Annotated in this window: 20 protein-coding genes; 14 read left to right on the top strand and 6 right to left on the bottom strand. The window is 65.5% G+C overall.

The genetic code is table 11. The annotated features are described in order from the left end of the window. Window positions 1–35 precede the first annotated feature (35 nt). The 5 genes from GAU_RS05650 to tal form a co-directional block, all read right to left on the bottom strand. A complete protein-coding gene (locus tag GAU_RS05650; protein WP_052574261.1) occupies window positions 36–1,457 on the bottom strand; it encodes a class II fructose-bisphosphate aldolase in 1,422 nt (473 codons plus the stop codon). Window positions 1,458–1,623: 166 nt separating this feature from the next. Continuing rightward, the gene (locus tag GAU_RS05645; RefSeq protein WP_012682595.1) at window positions 1,624–3,012 is read right to left on the bottom strand and encodes a glucose-6-phosphate isomerase; all 1,389 of its coding nucleotides are present in this window, start codon (window positions 3,010–3,012) and stop codon (window positions 1,624–1,626) included. Further along, a complete protein-coding gene (locus tag GAU_RS05640) occupies window positions 3,009–3,812 on the bottom strand; it encodes an MBL fold metallo-hydrolase (RefSeq protein ID WP_012682594.1) in 804 nt (267 codons plus the stop codon). The genes GAU_RS05645 and GAU_RS05640 overlap by 4 nt, the downstream gene beginning before the upstream one ends. A 23-nt stretch (window positions 3,813–3,835) precedes the next feature. Then, window positions 3,836–5,320, bottom strand: coding sequence for a pyruvate kinase (pyk, locus tag GAU_RS05635; RefSeq protein ID WP_083765824.1), 1,485 nt, complete (start codon window positions 5,318–5,320; stop codon window positions 3,836–3,838). 14 nt (window positions 5,321–5,334) lie between these two features. Next, on the bottom strand, window positions 5,335–6,462 hold the full coding sequence (tal, locus tag GAU_RS05630; protein WP_012682592.1) for a transaldolase: 1,128 nt from the start codon (window positions 6,460–6,462) through the stop codon (window positions 5,335–5,337). 168 nt (window positions 6,463–6,630) lie between these two features. On the opposite strand from tal, the gene GAU_RS05625 reads away from it, so the two are divergent. From GAU_RS05625 to GAU_RS05560, 14 genes are all read left to right on the top strand, one after another. After that, window positions 6,631–8,091, top strand: coding sequence for a S41 family peptidase (locus GAU_RS05625; RefSeq protein ID WP_083765477.1), 1,461 nt, complete (start codon window positions 6,631–6,633; stop codon window positions 8,089–8,091). Between the two features lie 95 nt (window positions 8,092–8,186). Beyond that, window positions 8,187–8,945 (top strand): hypothetical protein, encoded by a 759-nt coding sequence (locus GAU_RS05620; protein ID WP_169307600.1) that lies wholly within the window; start codon window positions 8,187–8,189, stop codon window positions 8,943–8,945. A gap of 140 nt (window positions 8,946–9,085) precedes the next feature. Further along, window positions 9,086–9,556: a type II secretion system protein gene (locus GAU_RS05615; protein WP_169307599.1), complete on the top strand. Its 471-nt coding sequence runs from the start codon at window positions 9,086–9,088 to the stop codon at window positions 9,554–9,556. After that, a complete protein-coding gene (locus tag GAU_RS05610) occupies window positions 9,553–9,930 on the top strand; it encodes a hypothetical protein (RefSeq protein ID WP_012682588.1) in 378 nt (125 codons plus the stop codon). Before GAU_RS05615 ends, GAU_RS05610 begins: the two co-directional genes overlap by 4 nt. After that, entirely contained in the window at window positions 9,927–10,580 is a 654-nt protein-coding gene (locus tag GAU_RS05605; protein WP_012682587.1) for a PulJ/GspJ family protein, read from the top strand. The genes GAU_RS05610 and GAU_RS05605 overlap by 4 nt, the downstream gene beginning before the upstream one ends. After that, the gene (locus GAU_RS05600; protein ID WP_012682586.1) at window positions 10,577–11,485 is read left to right on the top strand and encodes a hypothetical protein; all 909 of its coding nucleotides are present in this window, start codon (window positions 10,577–10,579) and stop codon (window positions 11,483–11,485) included. The genes GAU_RS05605 and GAU_RS05600 overlap by 4 nt, the downstream gene beginning before the upstream one ends. Next, window positions 11,485–12,708, top strand: coding sequence for a hypothetical protein (locus tag GAU_RS22420; protein ID WP_169307598.1), 1,224 nt, complete (start codon window positions 11,485–11,487; stop codon window positions 12,706–12,708). Before GAU_RS05600 ends, GAU_RS22420 begins: the two co-directional genes overlap by 1 nt. Further along, complete coding sequence (locus GAU_RS05590; RefSeq protein WP_012682584.1) at window positions 12,705–13,298, top strand: GspMb/PilO family protein; 594 nt, start codon at window positions 12,705–12,707, stop codon at window positions 13,296–13,298. Before GAU_RS22420 ends, GAU_RS05590 begins: the two co-directional genes overlap by 4 nt. Further along, window positions 13,295–13,867 carry a hypothetical protein gene (locus tag GAU_RS05585; protein ID WP_012682583.1) on the top strand — a complete coding sequence of 191 codons (573 nt, stop codon included), beginning with the start codon at window positions 13,295–13,297 and terminating at the stop codon, window positions 13,865–13,867. The genes GAU_RS05590 and GAU_RS05585 overlap by 4 nt, the downstream gene beginning before the upstream one ends. Then, the gene (locus tag GAU_RS05580) at window positions 13,867–15,732 is read left to right on the top strand and encodes a secretin N-terminal domain-containing protein (RefSeq protein ID WP_012682582.1); all 1,866 of its coding nucleotides are present in this window, start codon (window positions 13,867–13,869) and stop codon (window positions 15,730–15,732) included. The genes GAU_RS05585 and GAU_RS05580 overlap by 1 nt, the downstream gene beginning before the upstream one ends. 16 nt (window positions 15,733–15,748) lie before the next feature. Next, entirely contained in the window at window positions 15,749–17,248 is a 1,500-nt protein-coding gene (locus GAU_RS05575; protein WP_169307597.1) for a GspE/PulE family protein, read from the top strand. Next, on the top strand, window positions 17,245–18,549 hold the full coding sequence (locus tag GAU_RS05570) for a type II secretion system F family protein (RefSeq protein WP_012682580.1): 1,305 nt from the start codon (window positions 17,245–17,247) through the stop codon (window positions 18,547–18,549). The genes GAU_RS05575 and GAU_RS05570 overlap by 4 nt, the downstream gene beginning before the upstream one ends. 409 nt (window positions 18,550–18,958) lie before the next feature. Beyond that, on the top strand, window positions 18,959–20,497 hold the full coding sequence (locus tag GAU_RS20485; protein WP_012682579.1) for a DUF1800 domain-containing protein: 1,539 nt from the start codon (window positions 18,959–18,961) through the stop codon (window positions 20,495–20,497). 85 nt (window positions 20,498–20,582) lie between these two features. Then, window positions 20,583–21,896: a DUF1501 domain-containing protein gene (locus GAU_RS05560; protein ID WP_012682578.1), complete on the top strand. Its 1,314-nt coding sequence runs from the start codon at window positions 20,583–20,585 to the stop codon at window positions 21,894–21,896. An 85-nt stretch (window positions 21,897–21,981) separates the two neighbouring features. On the opposite strand, the gene GAU_RS21805 is transcribed toward GAU_RS05560, so the two are convergent. Next, a complete protein-coding gene (locus GAU_RS21805) occupies window positions 21,982–24,015 on the bottom strand; it encodes a M20/M25/M40 family metallo-hydrolase (protein ID WP_169307596.1) in 2,034 nt (677 codons plus the stop codon). Between the last annotated feature and the right edge of the window lie 46 nt (window positions 24,016–24,061).

The raw sequence follows: 24,061 nt of genomic DNA, 5'->3' as shown, positions 1-24,061 counted from the left end.
CGCCGATGCCCGTGTCCCGTACTGCGTACCGAGCGTCAGTCCGAAAGATCCGCGTCGTCCGGTGCCGCGACGATCGTCGAGGCGCCATCAGGCAGCGGGCGATGCAATACCGGTGCGTTCACGAACTGCTCGACATACTGACGCGTGCCACCGATGGCGAGTTGCGTGAACAGGAACGTGAACTTCGCATCATAGGCCGCACCAAGCGCCTGACGCACATCGGCCGGCAACGCCCACAACTTCTTCTTGAAGGGGCCGATCGCTTTCTTGCGCGTCTTGTAATAGAACTGCTCGTTGCTGTCCTTTTCCTTCCGCTCATCCTTCGCGTTCACATCGAGCCACGCGTAGATCTCCTCACGCAGTGACGCGGGAATGTGATCGTACATGATGTTCTGGAAGTTCGTCGCGAGATGAATCTCGGCCGTTTCCACACGCGGGAAGTTGTTGAACGCGCCATCCGGCAACGTGGACGCACCGTGCTGCACCGCACCGGCCATCTGATACCGATCACGTGCCATCTTGGACAGCGTGCCCAGCGTATCGAGATCGAGCGCCACGTCGGCAATGGATCCGTCGGCCAGCACCACACCACCGTGCGACGTGCCCGACTGCACCGAGATCTTGGACAATCCCGCCGTGCCGGGCGCCTGCGCCGCCAGCGTACGGTTGAAGCCGTCCATGAACGCTTCGAGCTCGGCCGGCGTGCTGTTCTCCGTGCCCACTTCACCGATCTCACCACCGATCGAGATGGTCACGCCTTCCGGCTCCGCATCGCGCACGAAGCGCGTGATATCCACGCACACTTCGTAGTTGAGGCGCTGCTGTTCGTCGAGGTTGGGCTTCGACAGATCCACCAGGGTCGACGTATCGACGTCGATGTTGTAGAAGCCCGCCGCAACCGCCTCGGTGACGAGGGCCTTCACCGCGTTCACTTCCGTGACCGGATCGACGGCGTACTTCTTGTGGTTCACCTGGAAGTGATCGCCCTGGATGAACACCGGGCCACGGAAACCTTCCCGCAGGGCGGCGGCCAACATCACCGCCACATATTCGGCGGGACGCTGTTCCGTGTAGGCAATCTCCGACCGCGCGATCTCGAGCAGGAACGCGCCGGCATCCATCTGCTTCGCCGTGCGGAAGATGGAGCGGGCCGTATCGTAGGCCAGTGCACGCACGTTGATGGCCGGCACCGTGAATCCGGCACACTTGCCTTCGCCACGCGCAATGTAGAGATCGTGGATGGAGGCGGCGCGCACGCCCACCGCCTGTCCGATCTCCCAGATCAGCCAGCGCGCATAGTCACGCTCACCTTCGGTGGCGCCAAAGACGGCCTGCTGTACCAGCGCGTCGAGATGCGCGCTCTGCAGCGCCGCAGCGTCTCGCACCTGCACGCGGCCATCGGCCACGCTCACGGCGCCGCCAAACAGCGAAGCCGGGGATGTCGTCGAATCGGTCATGGAGGAGTTCAGTGGTCCTGCCCGGCAGAGCACCGGGCGGTGTCAGGGTTGGCGACGGGTGACCTGTCCACCAGGCCAGGAAGGTGCCCAACCTTCCAAACATCCTACCAAACGAAGCCCTGCGGCAAGCCCGCCACTGCGCAAACTCGCTCGGCGGACCCCTCTCTCACAACCGCCAGCGTGGATCCGGCTTGGGCAAAGCGTCCCATTCCGTGCGGGCGGCATCACTGCCGGCGCGCCCCAGCATCGCATACGCGAACTGTTTGCCCAGCTCGACGCCCGGCTGGTTGAACGCATCGACGCCATACAGGGCGCCGGCATACGCGGTCGCCAGCTCGAAGGTCTGCATGAGTGCGCCAAGGTGCCAGGCATCGATGGCATCGATGTGCAACGTGGCGTTGAAGCGCCCCCGGGCTGCCAACGCGCCAGCGGTGGCCCGCTGCTCGATGTCGATGAGCTCGCCGAGGGTGTGTCCGCCGAGGTAGCCGAGTTCGGGGATATCGGCGTGACGGGCGGGAATGCGGCCCTCATCCGTGCGCCCACGTACCGCGATGAAGGTCACCGTCTTGTCCTGCGGCCCCTCCATGAACAACTGCACCTGCGAGTGCTGGTCTGTAGCACCCAATGCCGGCAGCGGCGTGGGCCCCACCGACGTACCGTCAGGCAGGATCTTGCCCAGAGACTCAGCCCAGAGCTGCACGAACCACAGCGCCAGATCACGCAGGGGGTCGGCATACGGCATCAGCACCTGAATGCGTCGACCATGTTGGGTGTCCGACAGCCACTGTAGCACGGCAAAGGCACCCGGCAGGTTGCGGGCGACATCTTCCCCTTCGGCGAGCAGCGTGACATGCGCCGCACCGCCCAGCAAGGCACGCACATCGATGCCCATGATGGCCGCCGGCAGCACACCCACCGGTGAGAATACCGAGAAACGTCCACCGACATTGGCCGGGATATCCAGTGTGGTGATGCCTTCCGCGCGCGCGATGCGTCGCAGCGAACCCACTTCCGGGTCGGTGACAAACACCAGATGCGCACGCGCCTGTTCCTCACCCACGGCCTGAGCCAGCGCCTCGCGCACGATCAGATACTGCGCCATCGTCTCCACCGTGCCACCGGACTTCGACACCACCAGCACGCGGGTGCGCGACAAGTCGAGACGGGCGAGTGTGGCGGCGATGGTGGCCGGATCCACGTTGTCGAGCACATGCAGGCGCGGATTGCCACTACGCTGTTCCAGCGTGAGCGCGTTCCACTGCGGCGCGCACAAGGCGGTACGCAACGCGATGGGTCCGAGTGCCGATCCGCCGATACCCAGCAGCAGCACATCGTCGAAACGGCCGCGTGTATCCTGCGCCACGGCGACGCTGGCTCGCAGCAACTCTTCGTTGGTGGGCAGATGGAGAAATCCGAGCTGCGCCTGCTGGCCCATCACCTGCCGGTGCGCCAACCGGAACGCCTCCGCCGCCTCACGCCACTGCGCCTCCGTGATCCCTGCCCCGTTTGGCAGCGCGCCGGCCATCATGTTGGTGAAATCGAGCGTCAGTGTCATGAGTGCGATCGTTCGGGGAGATCCACCACGAGGCCGTCGTACGCCGGCTCGATGCCAGCCGGCAACTCGGCCGCCAATGCTGCGTGAAAATTGTCGTGCGTGAGATGCGTGAAGTACGTGCGCTCGGCGCCCACCAGGCGCGCCATCGTGATGGCTTCGTCGATGGACAGGTGCGACGGGTGAGTGTGGCGCAGCAGTGCATTCACCACCAGCACGCGCACACCGGTCAGTGCGGCCAGCGCGTCCGGTGGCAGCGTCTTCGCATCGGTGACATAGCCAATGTCACCAACGCGATAGGCGGTCACGGTGATGCGGCCGTGAGGCACGGTGAACGGCAACACCGTCACGCCACGCACATCGAACGCCACACCGGGTGTGACGGCAATCGGTGTGCCCTCGGGCCGCGTGGTGCCGGGCAGTGGGCGCATCGAGGGGTCGACCACGTAGGGAAAGCGCGCCGCCAGCGTGGTCAGCGTGTGCGCTTCGCCATACATCGGCAGTGGACTCGTGCGGCGGATGGTGATGGCGCGCAGATCATCGATCCCGTGGATGTGGTCTGCATGCTCGTGCGTATACAGCACCGCATCCACCGACGACACACCCGCCGCCACGAGCTGCAGACGCAACTCGGGCGGCGTATCGATCAGCAGGCGCACCGGGCCCTCTACGCCATCCACTTCGATGACGGCGCCGCACCGGGTGCGCTTGTCGCGCGGGTCTTCGGAGCGGCACACGGGGCAACCGCAACCGATTTGCGGCACGCCGAAGCTCGTCCCGGTCCCCAGGAAGATGAGACGCATCCCCGGAGTCCGCGCGGTGTGGGTCACACCGTTTCGACCTTGAGCAGATTGGTCGTCCCGGGCACGTCGAACGGCACACCGGCGGTCACCAACACCCGGTCGCCCTTCGTGACGAGGTTGAGATCGAGTGCTTCGCGCAACGCCATTGCCACCATGTGGTCATAGCCACGCGCCGTCGGCACGAGGCGTGGTACCACACCCCACACCAACGCGAGCTGTCGGCACACCCGCGGTTCATCGGTGAGCGCCAGAATGGGTACACTGGGACGGTGAGACGCCACGATGCGCGCCGTGAAGCCGCTCTTCGTGAACACCACCACCAGCGGTGCATCCAACATGCGTACCGCCGCGACCGTGGCCGCCGCGATGGCTTCTTCGGTGTTCACACCGGCCAGTACACGCCGCTCGAACTTGCGCGGGTGAATAGCGGCCGGATGAATCTCGATTTCCTTGATGATGCGGCGCATCGCTTCCACGGCCAGCCGCGGATGGTGGCCGGCGGCCGTTTCGGCCGACAACATCACGGCGTCCGTACCATCGATGATGGCGTTGGCCACGTCACTGGCTTCCGCACGCGTGGGGCGCGGATTGTCGATCATCGACTCCAGCATCTGCGTGGCCGTGATCACCGGGCGGCCCATGCGATTGGCCGTCGCGATGATGTTCTTCTGCGCAATCGGCACTTCTTCGAACGGCAGTTCCACGCCGAGATCACCACGGGCCACCATGACGGCATCCGTGGCCCGCATGATCTCCTCGATATTCTCGAGGGCCACGTCCTTCTCGATCTTGGCCACGATGAGCATGGTGCGCGGAATCAGCGCGCGGAGCTCTTCGATATCCTGCGCACGACGCACGAAGCTGAGCGCGATCATGTCCAGCTCGTGTGACACCGCGAACGCGAGGTCGGCGCGATCCTTCTCGGTGAGCGACGGTGCCGACACGGCGATGCCGGGGAGATTCATCCCCTTGTTGCTGGTGAGCGTTCCACCATGCACCACAGTCGCCCATACGCGCGGGCTGTCCACGCGCGTGACCACGAGTTCGAACAGGCCATCGTTGATGAGCACCCGATTGCCGGGGTTCACATCGTGATGCAGATCCGCATACGTGATCGGAATCTCGGTGCCGCTGGCCACATCTTCCGGTACCAGCACCACTTCCGAACCCACTTCGAGCTCACGCGGCGCTGGCAGCGCACCGATGCGGATACGCGGCCCCTGCAAGTCCGCGAGAATGGCCACGGGGCGGCCCGCCGCCGCGGCCACTTCACGCACCGCCTTGATGGTGCGCTCGTGTGTTTCGTGCGTGCCGTGCGAAAAGTTGATGCGGGCCACATCGAGACCGGCATCGATCAGCGCGCGGATGCCCTCGGGCGTGTTGCTGGCCGGTCCAAGCGTCCCCACGATCTTCGTGCGCGGCACATGCGGGCGTCGGAAGTTCGTGGACACTTCGGGGATCGGCGCGTCAACCGCGGCACGTTCAGGACCCGTACGGGGAATGGTCATCGGTTCGATCGGCATCAGCGCGTGCCGGCGGCAAGAGTGGCGCGTTTGCGGGCGAGACCGCCCAGCAGCGTCACAAAGGACTGCTCAAACGACGCCAGCCCTTCGGCGAGCAGCACGTCGGTCACGGCCTGCAAAGACACACCACGGGCTTCGAGCGCGGCCAGCGTACGGTCGGCGTCTGCGACATTTTCCGTCACGGACTGACGTACCTCACCATGATCGCGGAACGCTTCGAGTGTCGCCGGCGGCAACGTATTCACCGTGTCGGCGCCAATCAGCTCTTCCACGTAGAGCACGTCGCGGAAAGCCGGGTTCTTGGTGCTGGTACTGGCCCACAGCGGCCGCTGCACCCGTGCGCCGAGTGCCGACAGCGCCTCCCAGCGTGCACCGGAGAAGGACGCGCTGAACAAACGATACGCGAGTTTGGCGTTGGCAATGGCGGCTTTGCCTTCGAGCGCCAGTACGTCGGCCGGCGCGCTGGACGACGCCGCCATCGCCGTGAGCTTCTTGTCGATGGCCGAGTCCACACGGCTGATGAAGAAGCTGGCCACCGAGGCCACGTTGTTGATCGGCAAGCCGGCCGCGGCGCGTGCTTCGAGCCCCGCGATGTAGGCCTCGATCACCCGAGCGTGTGCGTCGATGGCGAACAGCAGCGTGACGTTCACGTTGATGCCGTCCGCGATGAGCGTGCGGATGGCTTCCGCGCCCTCCACCGTGCCCGGCACCTTGATCATGAGATTCGGTCGATCGACGATCGCCCACAGGCGTCGCGCCTCGGCCACCGTGCCGGCCGCATCACGCGCCAGGTCGGGCGAGACTTCGAGCGAGACGTATCCATCGACGCCGGCCGTCGTCTCATAGACACCGAGAAAGGCGTCACAGGCCGCCCGCACGTCGGTGGTTGCCAGCACGAAGAACGCGTCGCGATCACTCAGCGTCGGGTCCACCGTCGCGAGCTGGGCATCGTACGCGGCGCCTTCGGCCAGCGCCTTCTCGAAGATGGTCGGGTTGGAGGTCATCCCGGTGAGTGCATCTTCGGCGATCCGGCGGGTCAGGTCTCCGTTGGAGAGCATGACACGATCGATGTAGTCCAACCAGAGCGACTGGCCGGCGGCGTGCAGCGCGTGAAGGCGTGTGGACATGACTGGGAGAAAGGCGACAGGCTTTTGCGACACAACCATGCATCCTAATCGGATGCACGACCTCGGGTCGAGAGGATCCGGTGTCGTTACTGAAACAGCGCCAATTCCGACAAATTTACTACGATCACGGGCACTTCCGCCGCCTTTGGCGTGATACACTTGACCTTCATGACCCTCAAGAGAGCTCACTGGTCCGGTCGGCTTGTCCGACTCGGCCTGCCCTTGGCTGCCACGACCGTCGTCGTGGTGGGAGGCTGTGCACCGGTATTCCGGCGCGTCGAGCCTTTGGAGCCCCACACCGCGCGTCCGTCCCTCTGCGGGCAGGCCGCCGCGCCGGTCGCCCGTTCCCGCAGTGCCGAGCCGGTGGTGAATCCCGTGGCCACGTTCGACACCGCCTGGAGCATCATCCGCCGAACGCACTGGGATACCACGTACAATGGCGTGAATTGGCTGGCCCTGCGCGAGGAACTGCGCCCGCGGGCGGCGGCAGCCCATACCCGGGGTGAACTCCGCCTGGTCCTGTCAGAAATGGTGGGGCGCCTGCGGCAATCGCACTTTGCCATCATCCCCCAGGAGTTGGCCGACAACGACCGATCGGCAGACACCACCACCGCCGGGCAGCCCGCCAGAGGCGGTGGCGGATCGCTGGGATGGCGTTTTCGCTATCTCGACGGAGCGATGGTTCTGACGGGTGTGGACAGCGGCGGTCCGGCCTGGGCTGCGGGTGTGCGGGCCGGCTGGACGGTGCAGGCGGTGGATGGATGCCCGTTGGCGCCGAGGCTCGCCGCGCTGCCCGACGACCCCGACCCACGTCATGTGGCCTTGCGGGCCTTTCAACTGGCCAGTCGCCTGCTCGATGGGGGCGAAGGAGACCGCATTGCGGTGTCGCTGACCGACGGGAAGCACCGACTCCAGACCCACACACTCACCTTTGCGGCCGCACCCGGGACGGTGACCAAGTTCGGCAACCTGCCCCCGATGGTGGCACACCTGGAATGGGAGCGGGTGCGACAGGGCGGGCGCACCGTGGGGGTCATCCGCTTCAACACGTGGATGCCAGTGCTGAGTGCCCAGTTCGACGCCGCCATCGACTCCCTGCGCAGCGCCGATGCGATCGTGTTGGACGTGCGGGGCAATCTGGGCGGGGTGGGCGGCATGTCGATGGGCTTTGCCGGCCATTTTGTGGACACGGTGCTCACCTTGGGCACCATGCATCAGCGCGGCGCGACGCTGCGCATGGTCACGAATCCGCGTCGGGTGGACACCCGTGCCCGCGCGGTGAAACCCTTCGCCGGTCCGCTGGCGCTGGTGGTGGACGAGCTCTCGGCGAGCACCACCGAGATTTTTGCCGGCGGCTTGCAGGGTCATCGTCGCGCCACCGTGTTCGGCACCCGGACGGCCGGTCAGGCGTTGCCGTCGGTCCCCGAGCGCCTTCCCAACGGTGACATCCTCTACCACGCGATCGCCGACTTTGTGGGCCCCACCGGAACACCGGTGGAGGGGGCCGGTGTTCTACCCGATCATGTGACCCCGCCCACGGCTCGGGCGTTGGTTGAGGGGCGCGATCCCGCACTCCAGGCGGCCCTGCATTGGGCCGCCACTCAGGTGTCGCGTCCTCCGGTCCCCTGACCGGCTCGCAGTTCTCCGATTCTCGCCATTCCCAGATGGAGCACGATATGCTGCAGACGTTGCGTTCTTCGATCGCTCGCCCCTTCGCCCGGTCCATGGGTCGCTCTCTCGCCATGACCGCAGCCCTCGCGGCGTTGGCCGTGTCCGCGCCGCATCGACTGGGTGCTCAGGCATTGCCCGCCGCGTCGGAACTCGTCGCCAAGCATCTGACCGCCATCGGTGGTGCTGAGGCGTTCAAGTCAATCACGTCCCTCCGGCAGAGCGGCGTGATGGAAATGCCCTCGATGGGACTACAGGCGCAGGCCGAGAACTATGCGGCGGCCCCGAACAAGATGTCGATGAAGGCCAGCATTCCTGGTATCGGCGAGATCGTGTCGGGCACCAACGGCGACGTGGCCTGGCAGGTGAACCCCATGCAGGGTCCGCGACTCCTCGAGGAAAAGGAGTTGGTGGACGCGCGGGAAGCGGCGGACTTCTACGGCAACATGCTGCTGGCTGCCGACCGGTTCTCGAAGATGGAGACCGTGGGTGTGGTGAGCTTCGCGGGAGAACAGGCGTACCAGGTCAAGTTCACCCGTAAGGGCTCCGGCCGCGAAAGCACGCAGTACTTCTCGGTGGCCAGTGGCCTGCTGATCGGTTCGGAAGCGACCCAGGAATCGGCCATGGGCAGCACGACCATGGTGACGGTACTGGGCGACTACAAAGACTTCGCCGGCCGCAAGTTTCCGACGCGCAGCGAAGCGATGGTTGGGCCCAGCAAGATCGTGCTGAAGATCAGTGAAGTGTCGGTGAACGATGTGCCGGACACGGCCTTCGCGGTTCCTGACGCCGTCAAGACGCTGATCAAGAAGTAGTGCGAGTGAGGGGAAGTCACACCGGGAATTGCTCCGGTTTGTTGACTTCCCCTGTTGCGATCGGAGATTGTGCGGATGTGCCCTCGACGCCATCCGCCACCTGTGATCACGCGCACACTTCGTCTTCGGAGCGTGATGCCGTGCGTGCGGATTCCCGTGGATTCACCCTCGTGGAGCTGCTGGTGGTGATCGCCATCATGGGCATCGGTGCGGCGTTGGTGACCGTCACGTGGTGGCGAGGTGACCCATCGGGCCGCGAGGGCGCACTCACGAGGAGTGCGCTGACGGCGAAAGCCCGCACGCTCGCGGTGGCGCGCAGCCAGCACCTGCTGCTCGAGGTGCACGACGACGGCCAGTGGGTGGTGCGTGGTGCCCAGCGCACCACCGCCGTCGACACCGTGGCAACAGGCCGTCTGGTGTCCGATCCACGCCTGCCGGCTGACGCGCCCGACCTGCCAGCGTCCTTTCAGCTCGAAATCGACCCGCTGGGATCGTGCCGGCCTGTGTCGTTTTCCGCCGCGCCATCTGATGCGCCTGGTCGCGCCTTTGATCTCACGCAGTGCCGTTGGGGGATTGCCTCCCCTGGTAGCGCGCCGGACGGTGCGTCATGACGCTGCTGGAGGCGCTGCTGGCCACGGTCATCCTGGCCGTCGTGGCGGTGGCCTGCCTCGAAGGCACCCACGGCGCCGCAACCCTGCAGCACAGGGCCGCTTCCGTATCGCGTGCGTTGTCCCACGCGGAAGCGGTTATGGCAACCGCTGCCACAGGTGGATCAGCACGCCGCGAGGATGCCCGCCTCGATGAAGCCCGTGTGGATGTGCACCGGATTCCGTACGGTCATGGTGCCGCCAGTACTGTGCAGCGTATCGAAGTATCCGTGCGCGATGCGGATGGGCGTCTGGTGCGACTCACCAGGCTGGTCGACCACGGACAGATCGTGGGGAGCGCATTGCCCACAGCACATCCCGCCGGAGCAGAGCGGTGAAGAGCCCCACGCGGCGGCGTACCGGTTTCACATTGCTCGAGCTGGTGATCGCCCTGTCGCTCACGGCCGTGAGCACTGGCGTGGCTGCGAGCGCCATCTGGGCGGCGCGGCGCACCGCCGAAGCACAGCAGAACTTTGCGATGCATGGCGAAACCGACGCACGGTGGCGTGCGCTCCTGACGGACATGCTGCGCCATGCACCGCCCGCCGAGCGTGTTGATCGTCCGCTGTTGACCATCACCGCAACGACCACTGGCCCGGAACTGCGTTTCCTGTCGCAAGGCGTGCGCGAGCCGTTTGGTACCGGCGCGGTGTGGGAGGTTGTTGTGAGACAGGACGGTGCCGGCCTGATGCTGCAGGCGACACCGCTTGCACGAGGCGCGTCCGGTGCCACGCTCGGAGCCTCTGAAGATTCGCCAGGTCACCTCGTCGCACGCATTCCCGGTGTCGATGCGCTCGACATCCAGGTACTGGAGACGGCAACGGGCACCAGCGGTGCACAATGGCGTCATGACTGGCCGTTGGCACAAACACGACCTGCTGCCATCGCGCTGCAATGGCAGCCGCATGGGCGATCGATCCCAGAGCCAACCGTGACACCGTTGATCGTAGCGCTGGAGACCTTGTCCAACACCGGGGTGTCACCATGAGGCACGCCGGTACCACGCATCGCCGAACGCGACGAGGAACGGCGCTGTTGGCGACACTCTTTGCGATCTCCATCCTTGCGACACTCACGGCGATGGCGAGTCAGCGGGCACGCGGATCCGCGTCGATCGTCGCCAATCGGCGCGCGCAAACGGTCGCCCGACTCATGGCGGAAAGTGGCGTGGTGGCGGCGCGGGCCGAAATCGAAGGACAGTTGCGGAACGCCATGCGCACACAGACCGGCGACTCCACGGCGGTCGATGCCGTGTTTGCTGGATTGTTCGATGGGACGGGAGAGGTTGGGCGTGTCCTGCTGCAGGATTCGCTCGACGATGGCGTTTTTGCCGTGACGGCGGTGAATGCCAGCGCGCGTCTCGATCTGAACAACGCCGGTGTGGAGGGTATCGAGACGTTGCTCCGCACCACGACAGACGCAGCGACGGCGCGGCGCATCGCCGAGCGCCTGGACGCGCGGGTGCGCGGTGCCGAGGCCGGTGCACCGCGTGTGGGCCTCCCCTCTGCGCAGGACGAAGCACTCCGGGCCCGCGATTCCCTGCGCGCCTTGTTCAGTGGCACGCCAATAGGCAGCACGTCAATGGGACGCGGCGTGCGTCACCCCTTTGAGTCGCTGGACGAGGTGCAGGACTTCCTCGGCGAGGATGCAGCCGCTCTGGGGTCGATCGCCAACCTGATCACGATCGATGGTGATGGAACCATCGATCGCCGACAGGCCTCGCCCTCGGTGCTCGCCGCCGCCAGTGGCTCATTGAGCGACCGGCCAACCCGTGTGGTGGTCATTGCCCGTGGCTGGCAGCGTGGCACGGCGCTCACGCGCGAAATCCAGGCGGTGTTTGCCGTGCAGGATGCGGAACTGCGGCTGGTACGGTGGCGGGAGGCAAGTCGCTGATGCGCACGGCCACCCTGGTGCTCGAACATGCGCAATTGCATGTGATACCCGACCGCGGTGCGGCGCAGACACTGGCATGGGAACCGCAGCATCCCGAGTGGGTGTCCGATGCCGTCGTGTCGCTGTTGCAAGACAGTGGTGGTGTCCCCACATCTCTGGTGCTGGTCGTGGGGCTCGCATTCCTCGAGGCAGCTCAACCAGCATTGCCTCCTGTGGCGTCTGATGTGCAACACCGCATGCTCCTGGCCGACCACGAACGGTTTTTCGTGACCGACGGACCGTTGGCCGTGGTGGTCGATGGCGCGTGGGCCTTCGCGTGTGAAGCCACCACCATGCGGGACTGGTGGGAATCATTCAATGCGATCGCGACGGTTCGTGCCGTGATGGCATTGCCCACCGCCATTCGGTTGTGTGGGCTCACCGGCACTTGGGCCGTGCCATGCGGCCCAGGAGAATCGGGCCTGGTGACCGTGTCCTCACGCGGCATCACGGATGTGCGGCGATCACGCACGACCAACAGCGCGAGAGCAGACCACATCGCGAGCGCCGGTGCCGATGCTGCAGCAAGCACCGCTTCCGGGGCAACGACCGGTGCGGCCATGCCACTCGATGTGCCGACGTGCGGGCGCCTGTTGGGCACCCGCGATGGAGTGTCGCTCACAGATCAGTTGCTGGACGCGACATTGAAGGCACGCCTGGTGAGCCAAGGCCGTGCACGGCACTGGCGCGCCGCGGCGTTGGTGGCCACCGGGGTACTGTTGTTCGCCTGGGCGCTGTCGGTTCGGCAAGCCCGCACGATTGCGGCGCTCCGGGTTGAACATGCCCGACTGGAAGCCCTGTCGAGCGCTCCGCGCGCCGCACAGTTGCGTATGGTCGCTGCGCAGCAGGAGCAGATCATTCTCGACGCGGCGACGGGCGACGCGGATGCACTCGCATCACCGCTTGGTGCGCTCGCCCGCATCGGTGCCATCGTACCGGCGGATGCATTTGTGCAACGACTCGAATGGAACGGGGAACGGTGGCGCATCGACGGCAGCGCGGTAGACGCTGCGCGCCTGGTCCCTCTGCTCGACGCCGACTCGGCCATCGTCGATGTGCAATCGCTCGCTCCCAGCACACGGTTCATGGACGGCGGACGGCCACGCAATTCGTTCTCCATTGGCTTCCGTTTCTCCGGCACACCTTCGGCGCCAATGGGTGCCGGGAGTGGACACACGCCATGAGCGCCGTACGCAACCCAGCTCTTCCTGCACCGCGTGAACGGCGGGAGCGTCGTGTTGTCATGGGGGCCGTGATCGTTCTCCTGGCGAGCGCACTGCTCAGCTATGGCATCGTGCCAGCAGTGCGACGCTGGCGCGACGGGCAACAGCAGATAGAAACGCTGCGTGATCGCGTCGCACAGTTGCACGGATTGGTCGAACGGAGCGCGGCTCTCGACGCGGCGGCCAATGAGGCGGAGCGCCGTCTCGCCGAGTCACCGCGACGCGCATTGCATGCGCCTTCGGCCTCGCTGGCCGCCAATACGCTGCAAGCCCTGTTGCAGGAGGCCAGCGAAGGGGCCGGCCTCGTAGTGACCCGCGTGGATATCTCACCCACGCTCGACAGCACCGGCGCCGCGCACGGCACCGTTTCGGCGTACGGTGATGTACGCGGCCTCGCCACGCTGCTCAGCACCTTGACGCACGGCGCACGCGTGGTGGTGCCGTCGGCACTCACCGTCCAGCAGAACAGTGCGTTGCGAGGCGCGCCCGATGTGGTGCAGGTCACGATGACGGTGCGCGCGCCGGTGGTGATCGAAGGACGCGCCCAATGAAGCGCCCGACGACCGTCTCGATGTTGCACATACTGGCCGGCGTGCTGACGGTGAGCGCGACACTGTTGGTAGTGTTGCCGGTGTCTTCAGATGTGCCCCCCGCCTCACCAAGGATACCGGCGCCGGTGGCGACGGGGGGCACGTCTGACGTGCCAAGCAGCAGCGGGAGCGATCTGGCGGGGCAGATCGTGAACAGCAATCTGTTCAGCGCGACCCGCCGCGCACCACGCGTGGCGTTTGTGGCCCCTGGCCTGTACGATCCCAGTGTTGCTGCGACGGATGATCGTGCGGTATCGGATGTGGCTTCCGATGCTGCCGTGTCCCCGTCGGACGTCCTGCTCGAAGGCATCGTCATCCGTGACGGTGAACCCCGAGCACTTCTTCGTGTGCCGCATGGCGAGCACGATGCGACCACGGTGCCACGCCTCGTGGCTCCTGGCGATCGCATCGGCGCCTATCGCGTTCGCAGTATCGGCCGTGATCACGTTGTGCTGGCGTCAGCCGGTGGGGTTCGCACCCTGCGGCTGCAACGACAGCTCCCATCCGACTCCAGCGCCCGGCGCCCGTGATGTCTCTTCTTCCTGATCGCATTCGCAGTCGTCCGCCGTGGGGCGCATCGCATCGCCGACTGATTGGCCTGCTGGCGGCCCTGAGCATCGTGGTGGTGATCGCCGATCCGGCGGCACTGCAGGCGCAACGTGTGTCTGGCAGTGCGACAGGACGTGTGACCGACTCCACCGGCCAGGCCGGGCGTGCACAGCCTGGTAGTTCGCTCGATTTCGCCAATGCGCGTTTGGCCGATGTGATCCGCACGTTGGCCACGATGCTCGGGCGTACGGTCATCCTGAGTGACATCCCCGATGTGCGTCTCACCTTTGCGACGCCGAGTGCGGTCAGCACATCGGATCTCGAGCGGGTGCTGGAGTCGGTATTGGAGGCTCACGGTCTCATGCTCGTGTCGAGCGGCACCGTGGCCCAGGTGATGCCCAACGACAAGGCGCCCATGACGGGCACACTGCGTTCCGGGTTCCCCTTCCCCGACCCACCACCGCTGGGGCTCGTGACCCAGTTGGTGCCGCTGCAGTCCATTCGGGCCGACGAAGGAGCGGATGCCCTGCGGGCCGTGCTCGCCAAGGGCGCACGCGTGGAAATCGTCGCGCGCTCGAATGCGCTGCTCCTGGTGGATCGCGGCGCCAACATGGCGCGCTATCTCGACCTACTCCGTACACTCGATGCCGCGCCCAATGGGGAATCGGGGCTGCGTACCTACGTGGTGAATCTCAAATACGCGTCGGCGGAAGAAATGGCCGGCGTGGTGGGATCGCTGTACGGGGTGCAGGTCGCCAACGCCGGCGCGGGATCATTGTCCGATCGCTCGCTTTCGCGCGCCCTCGACACCTTCCGGGCGCGGGATCAGGAAACGTTTCGGACGCGTCAGACCACCAGTTCCTCCGGCGCGGCCACGCCCGTGACGGGTGCCACGGTAGCACGGGACTCGGCAGCAGGTCTGTTGGTTGGTCGCACCACGGTGGTGGCCAACACACCCACCAACTCGCTCGTGATTCGCACGGCGCCTCCCAATTTCCCGATGCTGCGGGAAACGATCGAGGCCTTGGATATCCGGCCGGCGCAGGTGCTGTTCGAGGTGACCATCGCCGAGATCGCGCTGGGACGTGGCTTCGAATTTGGCATCGACTGGGCCGCGGTGAATCGTGGCGGTGATGTGCAAGCCCAGTTCGGAAATCCCGAGATTCCCGACACCGGCTCTACATCGGCGCTGCTGCGTGTCGTGCGTCTCGATGGTACCGGTGTTCGGGCGTTGCTGCGCACGATTGCGTCCAAGTCCGAAGTCCAGGTACTGGCGACGCCGGAAATCATGGCGGCCAACAACCGGGAAGCCTCGATTCTCGTCGGCAGCAAGGTGCCGTTCATCTCGTCCACACGACTCGGCAACGACATCTCCATCGATCGCGCCGTGCAGTATCAGGACGTGGGCACCAAGCTCGCCATCATCCCCACGATCAATGACGAGGGGTACATCAGCGTGCAGTTGCTGCAGGAGGTGAGTTCACTCACGCCGCAGACGGTGGCCGCGGCCCTCAGTGCGCCGGTGATCTCGACCCGCGAAGCCAGCACTCGCGCCGTGTTGCGTGATGGGCAGACCGCCGTCATCGCCGGTCTGATTGGCGAAACCCGCACGACGCAGGATCAGGGATTGCCCATTCTCAAGGACATTCCGTGGCTTGGGGCACTGTTCAAACGCCAATCGTCGACGAGGCAACGCACCGAGCTCGCGATCTTTGTCACGCCGTATGTGGTGCGGTCGGACGCCGATGCGGATGGCATTCGGGAGCGTATCCGCAAGCGCATGGAAGATCGGTCGCCGGGCTCTCTCGATGACACGCCGCTCACCCGTCGTCCGCCGCCGCGTTGAGCGGACCACAGCCCTCATGACCGACGCACGCGATCTGCGCGCCGCCGCGGCCGGGCCACTGGCGCGCCGCTTCCCGGCCCGGTGGCTCGATGAACACGCGGTGTTGCCCCTCGCGCTGGCCGACGGGGTGGCTCGCGTAGCTGCCACGGGCTTCCTGAGTGTTGCCGTGCGCGATGTGCTGGCCCGGCATCTCGATGCCGAGATCGAGGTGGTGGTGCACGAAGCCGCGGAAATCCGCGCCGCCTTACTTGCCGCACCGCGGCCATCCGAAGCACCGGCTACAGCCGAAGCCGCGGATCACGATGTGGCCGCTGACGATCTGCGGGCGATGGCCAGCCGCGAACCTGTCGTACAAGTGGTGAACGCGCTGCTGGCCGAAGCTGCACGCGCCGGCGCCAGCGACCTGCATTTCGAAAGTACGGCTGATGGTGTGCGGGTGCGCATGCGTCTGGACGGCGTGTTGCATGATGTGCAGCGTCTGGGGCCAGACTTTCGCGCCGCGGTCATTTCCCGCCTCAAAGTGCTGGCCGAACTCGATATCGCCGAGCGTCGTCTGCCGCAGGACGGTCGCGTGCGGGTGCGAGTTGGGGAGCAATGGTTGGATGTGCGTGTGTCCACACTACCCGCGCTGCATGGCGAAAGTGTGGTGCTGCGACTGCTCGACGCTGGCGGGCACGATACGGCCGCTCCGCGTTCGTTGGAGAGCCTCGGACTCCATACGTCGCTCCTGGCCCCCTGGCGTGCACTCGTGGCCCGCAGCGCCGGCCTGCTGCTCGTAAGCGGTCCCACGGGGTCGGGGAAAACCACGTCACTCCACGCCTCGCTGCTCGAACGCAGCACCCCCGATGTGAAGGTGGTGTCGGTGGAGGACCCGGTGGAGTACCGCCTCGACAGCGTGGTACAGTTGCCGGCCAACACCCGCGCCGGATTCGGTTTTCCGCAGGCGTTGCGGGCCATCCTGCGTCATGACCCCGACGTGATTCTGGTGGGCGAGATGCGCGATGCAGAAACAGCGGAGATCGCCGTGCGCGCGGCGCTCACCGGACACCTGGTCCTGAGCACCGTGCACACGACCGATGCGGTGGGCGCCGTGGCGCGCCTGCTGGACATGGGTGTGCCACCGTACCTGCTGACCGGCACGCTGCAGGGTGTCCTGGCCCAGCGTCTCGTGCGGCGAGTGTGCCCGGCCTGCGGTGTCTGGCGGGAGGCGCACGCCGAGGAGCGGCGGATGCTCGATGGATCCATCGAGCGGGTGTTTGCAGGCCGTGGCTGCGCGGCCTGCGCACAAACGGGATATCGCGGACGCATGGCCATCGCAGAATTGCTCATCGTGTCCGATCGAATGCGAGAGGCTATCGCGCAGTCGGCCACGTCGCGAACGTTGCACGACATTGCCCGTACAGAGGGGATGCAGTTGCTCGCGGCCGATGGCGTGCGCGCCGTGCGGGACGGGCATACGACTCCCGAAGAAGTGCGGCGCGTGGTGAACGTGCTGCATGCGGACATCCCGGCGTGAACGAAGGGCGCTGGCACTACCGTGCGGCAGATACCACGGGCCGCGAGCAGGAGGGTGTTCTCTCTGCGGCCAACGCCGACGATGCGCTGGCGCAACTCAGGGCACGCACGTTGTGGGTGATCGACCTGCGACCGCAGGCCACAACCACATCAACGAATGTGCACGGTGACGCCGCCGTCATGGTGAACTACGCCACGACGTTGGCGACCGTGGACCGCCCCCCCCGCATGGTCGACCGGTTCGGCGACGTGCTGAGCGCATGGTGGTCGCGGGTGAGCGGGCAGGACGCCGAAACGCTGGCCGCGCTGGTACGCAGTATGGCGACGCTGCTCGCGGCCGGTGTGCCCATCGATCGCGCGCTGAGCCATGCCGCATCGAGCGAAAACGTTCACTGGCGCGCCCCATTTGTCCGCATCAGGAATGCGGTCCGTCGCGGCGAATCGTTGTCGACCGCCTGCGCGGCGGAATCAGCGTTGCCGAGCATCATGGCTCCGACGGTGGCGGCGGCCGAAGCCACCGGTTCACTGGCCTCGGCCTTCGAAGGATTGGCCGAGTATCTGGAACGGGGCGCGGAACTGCGGGCCCGCGTTCGTGGGGCGCTCACCTATCCCACATTACTGGCCTCGTCGTCGGCCATCGCGATTCTGGTGATCGTGCTCGTGGTGGTGCCACGGTTTGCCGCCCTGCTGACCGACACCGGCGCACCACTGCCGACCAGCACGAAGCTCCTGGTTGGCGTCAGCGCCCTGGTGGGACAATGGTGGTGGTTGCTGACGATGGTGGCCGTGGTGGCGATGGTGGGGCTTCGGCAATGGCTGCAAAGTGCCGAAGGACGTCGCCAGTGGCACACCTGGCGTCTGACGCTGCCGGTGTCTGGTGCGGCGGAGCGTCAACTGGACATCGCCCGATATCTGCGCACGCTCGCCCTGGCGCTCGGTTCCGGCGTGAGCCTGTTGCGCGCAATGGGGCTGGCACGGGCCACTGTACAAAACGTGGCCCTCGCGGCGGCCCTCGAGCCGGCCGAACGCGAGGTGCGTGAGGGGGGCTCGTTGGCCAGCGCGCTGGGCCCACAGCTACCACCACTGTCTCGCCAGTTGCTCGAAGCGGGAGAGGCGGCGAGCGCCTTGGGCCCTTTGGCCGCCCGCGCGGCCACGGCATCGGAGACGGACGCTCAGCGCACCCTCGCGCGTGTGGTGGCATTGCTCGAGCCGATGCTCATCCTGGGTCTTGGCGGCCTCGTCGGTTTTGTGGCGTTGGCCCTGCTGCAGGCCATCTACGGTCTGAACGCCGGCGTACTCTGACACGCTCGCGTAGCACCGCGCAGGACGCGCCGTGTGACGCACTATGTGACATGAACTGTGACACACATTGTGACGTCGAATGTGACGCCATCTGTGATGTGTTTGGTGATGTGTTTGGTGATGTGTTTGGTGATGTCGTCGTGATATGCTCGGAGTTGTGATCTATCGCATCGCGAATTCGTTAACCGGATGGCGATCGGGTCGTCATACCACCGATGGAGCAATCTGTCACTTCTGTGACGCGGCTCATTGACAGCCGCTCTGGAAGGTTGAGTTATGGATATGGTGAGATGTCGGTGGCGTAGCACCATGACACGAAGGCGTGCATGGCGCGCCGACCATCTCGCATGCCCCACGTCCCTGGTCCGCCTCCATGGCATCGAGCGATTCCGAGTCATCCGTGAGTGTCATGTCAGTTCCTGACGAAGGCCCTGACACTCACGCGTCGGCGACCCACAGTCGTCGTCGTTTTTTCGCCCTGGGTGCGTCGGCTGCGGCCGGCCTCGCGCTCAGCAACACGGCAGAAGCGCAGCGACCCGTTGGGCGCCCTCAGCCACTGCCCGCTGGCAATGCACCAGGGACCGATCCGTCGGCGCAGTGGCAGGATCCGCTGCTGCGACTGGTCCGCCGCATCACCATGGGCCTTGCACCGGCCGATGTGGCACTCGCGCGGCAACTCGGCTACAACGGCTATCTCGACTATCAGTTGCGCCCGGCCGCGATGGATGATGCCGTGCTGGAATCGCAGATCGCTTCACGTCTGCCCATGATGCAGATGACAGCCGATATGCTGCGCACCGCCGACGGTGGTGAGGTCGCTGCCCAGTTGGCCGACGCGGCGTGGTATCGCGCGGCGTTCTCGAAAGCGCAGTTGCGTGAACGCATGATCGATTTCTGGACCGATCACTTCACGATCAGCATCAACAAGGCCGGGTTCCTCAAGCTGATCGACGATCGTGAGGTCATCCGGCCGTACGCCCTCGGCAAGTTCCCGGATTTGCTCAAGGCCTCCGCGCACAGCGGCGCGATGCTCTTCTACCTCGACCAGAACACCAGCCGCACGCCAACGCCCAATCAGAATTACGCGCGCGAAATCATGGAGCTGCACACGGTCGGCGTGGATGGCGGCTATTCACAGAACGATGTGGCCGAGCTCTCGCGCATTCTGACCGGCTGGAGCATGACCAACAACGGCGTCTTCCGCTTCATCCGGTCGTATCACGATCGCAACGCGAAGACGTTCCTGGGTCGCACGTTTCCGGCGATGGCGACCACCGCCACCGATGCGCAGATGCAGGCCGAAGGGGATGTGGCCATTCAGATGCTGCTCGATCATCCGGCAACGGCGAGGTACATCGCGCAGAAGATGGCACGCTGGCTCCTGGCGTACGAGCCGCCGGTTGCCGTGGTCGATGCCACAGCGGCCACGTACACGCGCACCGGCGGCGACATCCCGGCGATGATCCGCACGATTCTGAGCAGCAAGAACCTCATGGCAGCGCCTGCCAAGTACAAGCGGCCGTTCCACTACGCAGTATCCGGGTTGCGGGCGCTCGGGACCGACCTCACGTCGGTACCCAACATCCGATCGGTACGCACACGCGCTGATCAAATGGGCATGCCCCTCTTCCAGTGGGAGCAGCCCAACGGATACCCCGATCGCATCGATTGGTGGAGTGGGTTGGTCATCACACGCTGGTCGTATGCGCAGGCGTTGTCGGTGCTGAACAGTGCCACCACGGCGCGTGTCGACTCCATGTTGTTCCGCGCGCCCGATTCGGCGGAAGGTGTGGTGGCTCAGATTGGCGCGCGCCTCTATGGTGGTGAGTTCCCCACCAGCCTGCGTGCCGCGTTGCTGTCGTATCTCAAGGGCGGCACCTACAACGACGCACGGGTGCGAGAGACGCTGTCTCTGGCACTCTGTGCGCAGGAGTTCCAATGGTACTGATGACTCCTGTGACCGTTCGCAGCGCGATCGGCGATCATGACCCTCGCCGAATTCTGGCTCCACTCTTCACCCGCATTCAGAACCGATGAGCGACGACCATCATCACCATCACGGGTGCAACGAGTACAACTCCCTCGCGCGCCGTGATTTCCTGAGCGTAGCAGGCAGTGTCGGTGTGACCGCGCTGCTTCCGATGTGGCTGCCCAAGGTGGTGCTCGCCCAGAGCGCCAATTCTTCGCGCGATGTCATCGTCTCGATTTTTCTGAGTGGTGGCACCGACGGCATGTCGTTGGTCGTGCCCTTCGGTGATCCCGACTACTACACCGGTCGGCCGACCATTGCCGTTCCGCGCCCCGACGCCGCCGGCAACGGCGCAAAAGCTGTCGCGCTCGACAACTTTTTTGGGTTCTCGCCCGGCATGGCTCCACTGATGCCAGCCTACACGGCAGGTGATCTGCTCGTCGCACATGCCACGGGGTCGGTCGACAATTCGCGCTCGCATTTCGATGCGCAGCGGTACATCGAAGTGGGCAAGCCCAAAGATCCGCGCGTCACCGGCGGTTGGCTCGGACGTCATTTGGCCACATCGACGCCGCTGCGCGCCGATGCGCCATTGCGTGCCCTCGGCCTCACATCCGGGTTGCCGCAGACGCTCGTCGGTGGCCCCAAGACGTTGCCCATCCCGAACCCCGCCAATTTCACCATTGGCGGCAGTGGCACGACGACAGCGGCGCGGACACAGTGGTTGGCGCAGAACTATGCGTCCACCACAGATCCGGTTTCGGACAACGCGCTCGATTCCACGAACACGATCGCGCTGCTGCAGCGCATCAATTTCTCGGGGTATGCGCCCTCCAACGGTGCCACCTACCCCACGTCGGGTTTTGGACAGGCACTGCGTTCGGCCGCGGCGCTGATCAAGGCGGATGTGGGTGTCGAGGCCGTGCACGCCTTCAACGGCGGCTGGGACACACATGCCACGCAGGGACCGCTGGCCGATCTCGACGGCGGTTTTATGCACAACAAGATGCTCGACCTGTCGCGTGCGCTGGCCGCGTTCCACGCCGATGTGATCCAGGGCAACGCCGCGTCGGGCGTGACGGTGGTGATCATCTCGGAGTTCGGCCGCAATGCCCGCGAGAATGGCACACGCGGCACGGATCACGGTCGTGGCAATGTGGCCTTCGCCATGGGACGCAAGATCGCCGGTGGGCGTGTGCTGACCAACGGCTGGCCCGGTTTGGCGCGTGAGAATCTCGAATCGGGTCAGGACCTGCGCGTCACGCTCGACCATCGCGACATCCTCGCCGAGATCGTGCAGAACCGTCTGGGCAATACGAACCTGTCGGTGGTCTTCCCCGACTTCACACCGCGATTCCGCGGCGTCACCAAACCCTGACCGTTTCACACGTGCAGTGGTGAACGACGAAGGGCCGTGCAGATAGCGCACGGCCCTTCGTCGTTTCCGCCATCAACGCCCCCGTTCAGCGGCGCCGTGCCTCCGGTTGCCCACCGGGATGCCAGATGGGACGGTCTCCATCGGCCAGCAGACGCACCGCACGCGCCGTAGCGGCGATCACCTGCGTCATGTGCTCCACGTCGATCACCGAGGGCTCATCCTTGGGAGAGTGATACGGCGTGATGAGATTGTACGACGACAACGAATGGGCCGGGATGCCGATGCGGGCGAATGCGGCGTTGTCACTGCGCGTGAAAAAGCTCTGCCCCGGCCGAGGATCGGGAACCAGCGGAATGCCGTTGTCGGCCAGCAGGTCTCCCAGGGTGGAACGTTCATAACCCGTGAGCCACGCCTTGCCTTTGCCGCCAGCGAGGGAGTCGGCATTGCCGATCATCTCGATGTTGAGATCGACCACCGTTTTGTCGAGCGGACGGATGGGATGGCGCAGGTACCATTGCGTGCCAAAGCCGCCCACCTCTTCGCCGGTGATGGCCACAAAGAGAATGGTACGCTTGGGCCGTGGTCCACTGCGCAGCGCCTTGGCGATTTCGATCAGCGCGATGTTTCCTGACGCATCATCGTCAGCGCCATTGTTGATGGAGTCACCGTCCACGGGCGCGCGCACGCCGATGTGATCGTAGTGTGCGGTGACCAGCACCACTTCATCGCGCAGCGCCGGATCGCTGCCCACAATCAGCCCCGCGATGTTCTGCGTGCGGAGTCGATCAGCAGCGGGCAGCGTGTTCCACTGCGCCCAGGATTCGACGGGCGCTGGTCGTTCCCTGCCCGATACCTGGTTCGGCCCCTGCGCCTTGCGCAGCGGAATGTGCTGCCGGTACGTGCCCGAGTCGCCGGCCGGCACCAGTCCCGCCGCCTTGTACGCACTCTCGAGATAGCGGGCTGCGCGCTCCATGCCACGCGAACCAGTCATGCGTCCTTCCATGGAATCGGCCGCGAGGATGTTGATTCCCCGGCGCACGGACGCCGCGTCGATGCGGTCCACATAGGTGGCGGCCGGAGAACGGCTGGCCGACGCGGCCGAACGTGGCGTGGCTTCGGCCACCATGGCCAACCACTGTCGGTTGGCGCTCACCGCCAGACGGGAAATGTGATGCAGGTGTGCAAAGCCCACGTCACCCAGCGATTGCCATGCACTTACGCCCGTGCCACTGCCGCGGCTCCATCTGAGCAGGCGCGTGTCGCTCCCCACCAGCAACGTGGTGCTGTCCACCCACGTCACGTCTTCACTGCCCGTCGGTAGCTCCACCAGTGGTTCGATACGGCGTGTGTCGGGATCGAGACGCATCACGCGCCATGGCGTGCTGCCCTTTTGCACGAAGCTCACCGCGTTGGTACCCGGAATGCGGTGCAGTGAGCGACCGATGTCTCGCGCCAGCACCTCGCCGGTGCCGCGACCATGATGGGCGAGTTGCAGCGTAGCAGGCGTACCAAGCACAAAGAGCGCCCACGTGGAGTCATTGGGCTGCGCGAAATACCCCACCGGCTTGATCTCCGGAAACAGCACACGGGCCTCGCCGCCATCGAGAGGCAACTGCCAGAGTCGCTGCGTGGAGTCGGCTTCCACCCGGATCACCGTGATGGCCTTGCCGTCGCCGGTGGGCATGGCCGAATACTCACTCTCGGGCATCGTGCGCCGGACAGGTACCGAGAGTCCGGTGGAGAGGTCGGTGCGATAGATGTCGGTGTGACCATCGCCCCGGTTCGATGTGTAGAACAGGGAGCGGCTGTCAGCGGCGAAGGCCGGCTGGTTGTCGTAGCCCGCACGCCGGGTGAGGTTGGCCGGCACGCCGATGCGGATGGTGTCGCCGCGCACAGTGAGCGGCACCAGATACACCTCCGCCTCGGGGGCCGGTGTGGAGGTGCGGGGTATGCCTGGCTGGGCCTTCAGCGGCTCGGCCACGGCACTGGCGGCAACAACCCACGTCGCCGCCAGTGTGGCGAAGCACGTGAGGGCCGAGGTGTGGCGGAGCGCCGAAGGGCGCCGACCGACTCGCACACCTGACTTTTCAACCGCAGCACGGGACATGGGCAACGTCACGGATGAGAATGTGAAAGACGCGATGGCTTCCAAGGTACGACGTGGG

Source organism: Gemmatimonas aurantiaca T-27, from assembly GCF_000010305.1.
Lineage (GTDB): Bacteria > Gemmatimonadota > Gemmatimonadetes > Gemmatimonadales > Gemmatimonadaceae > Gemmatimonas > Gemmatimonas aurantiaca.
Note: the sequence above shows the minus strand (reverse complement) of the source record. Positions and strands in the feature narration are given on the sequence as shown.

Excerpts from the sequence above, each read along its gene's own strand:
- pyk (WP_083765824.1), bottom strand. The coding sequence starts at position 5,320 with ATGACCATTCCCCGTACGGGTCCTGAACGTGCCGCGGTTGACGCGCCG.
- GAU_RS05585 (WP_012682583.1), top strand. The coding sequence starts at position 13,295 with ATGAAGCGCCCGACGACCGTCTCGATGTTGCACATACTGGCCGGCGTG.
- GAU_RS05610 (WP_012682588.1), top strand. The coding sequence starts at position 9,553 with ATGACGCTGCTGGAGGCGCTGCTGGCCACGGTCATCCTGGCCGTCGTG.
- GAU_RS05650 (WP_052574261.1), bottom strand. The coding sequence starts at position 1,457 with ATGACCGATTCGACGACATCCCCGGCTTCGCTGTTTGGCGGCGCCGTG.
- GAU_RS05575 (WP_169307597.1), top strand. The coding sequence starts at position 15,749 with ATGACCGACGCACGCGATCTGCGCGCCGCCGCGGCCGGGCCACTGGCG.
- GAU_RS20485 (WP_012682579.1), top strand. The coding sequence starts at position 18,959 with ATGTCAGTTCCTGACGAAGGCCCTGACACTCACGCGTCGGCGACCCAC.
- GAU_RS05600 (WP_012682586.1), top strand. The coding sequence starts at position 10,577 with ATGAGGCACGCCGGTACCACGCATCGCCGAACGCGACGAGGAACGGCG.
- GAU_RS22420 (WP_169307598.1), top strand. The coding sequence starts at position 11,485 with ATGCGCACGGCCACCCTGGTGCTCGAACATGCGCAATTGCATGTGATA.
- GAU_RS05580 (WP_012682582.1), top strand. The coding sequence starts at position 13,867 with ATGTCTCTTCTTCCTGATCGCATTCGCAGTCGTCCGCCGTGGGGCGCA.
- GAU_RS05560 (WP_012682578.1), top strand. The coding sequence starts at position 20,583 with ATGAGCGACGACCATCATCACCATCACGGGTGCAACGAGTACAACTCC.
- GAU_RS05620 (WP_169307600.1), top strand. The coding sequence starts at position 8,187 with ATGGGTCGCTCTCTCGCCATGACCGCAGCCCTCGCGGCGTTGGCCGTG.
- GAU_RS05590 (WP_012682584.1), top strand. The coding sequence starts at position 12,705 with ATGAGCGCCGTACGCAACCCAGCTCTTCCTGCACCGCGTGAACGGCGG.
- GAU_RS05625 (WP_083765477.1), top strand. The coding sequence starts at position 6,631 with ATGACCCTCAAGAGAGCTCACTGGTCCGGTCGGCTTGTCCGACTCGGC.
- tal (WP_012682592.1), bottom strand. The coding sequence starts at position 6,462 with ATGTCCACACGCCTTCACGCGCTGCACGCCGCCGGCCAGTCGCTCTGG.
- GAU_RS05640 (WP_012682594.1), bottom strand. The coding sequence starts at position 3,812 with ATGCGTCTCATCTTCCTGGGGACCGGGACGAGCTTCGGCGTGCCGCAA.
- GAU_RS05645 (WP_012682595.1), bottom strand. The coding sequence starts at position 3,012 with ATGACACTGACGCTCGATTTCACCAACATGATGGCCGGCGCGCTGCCA.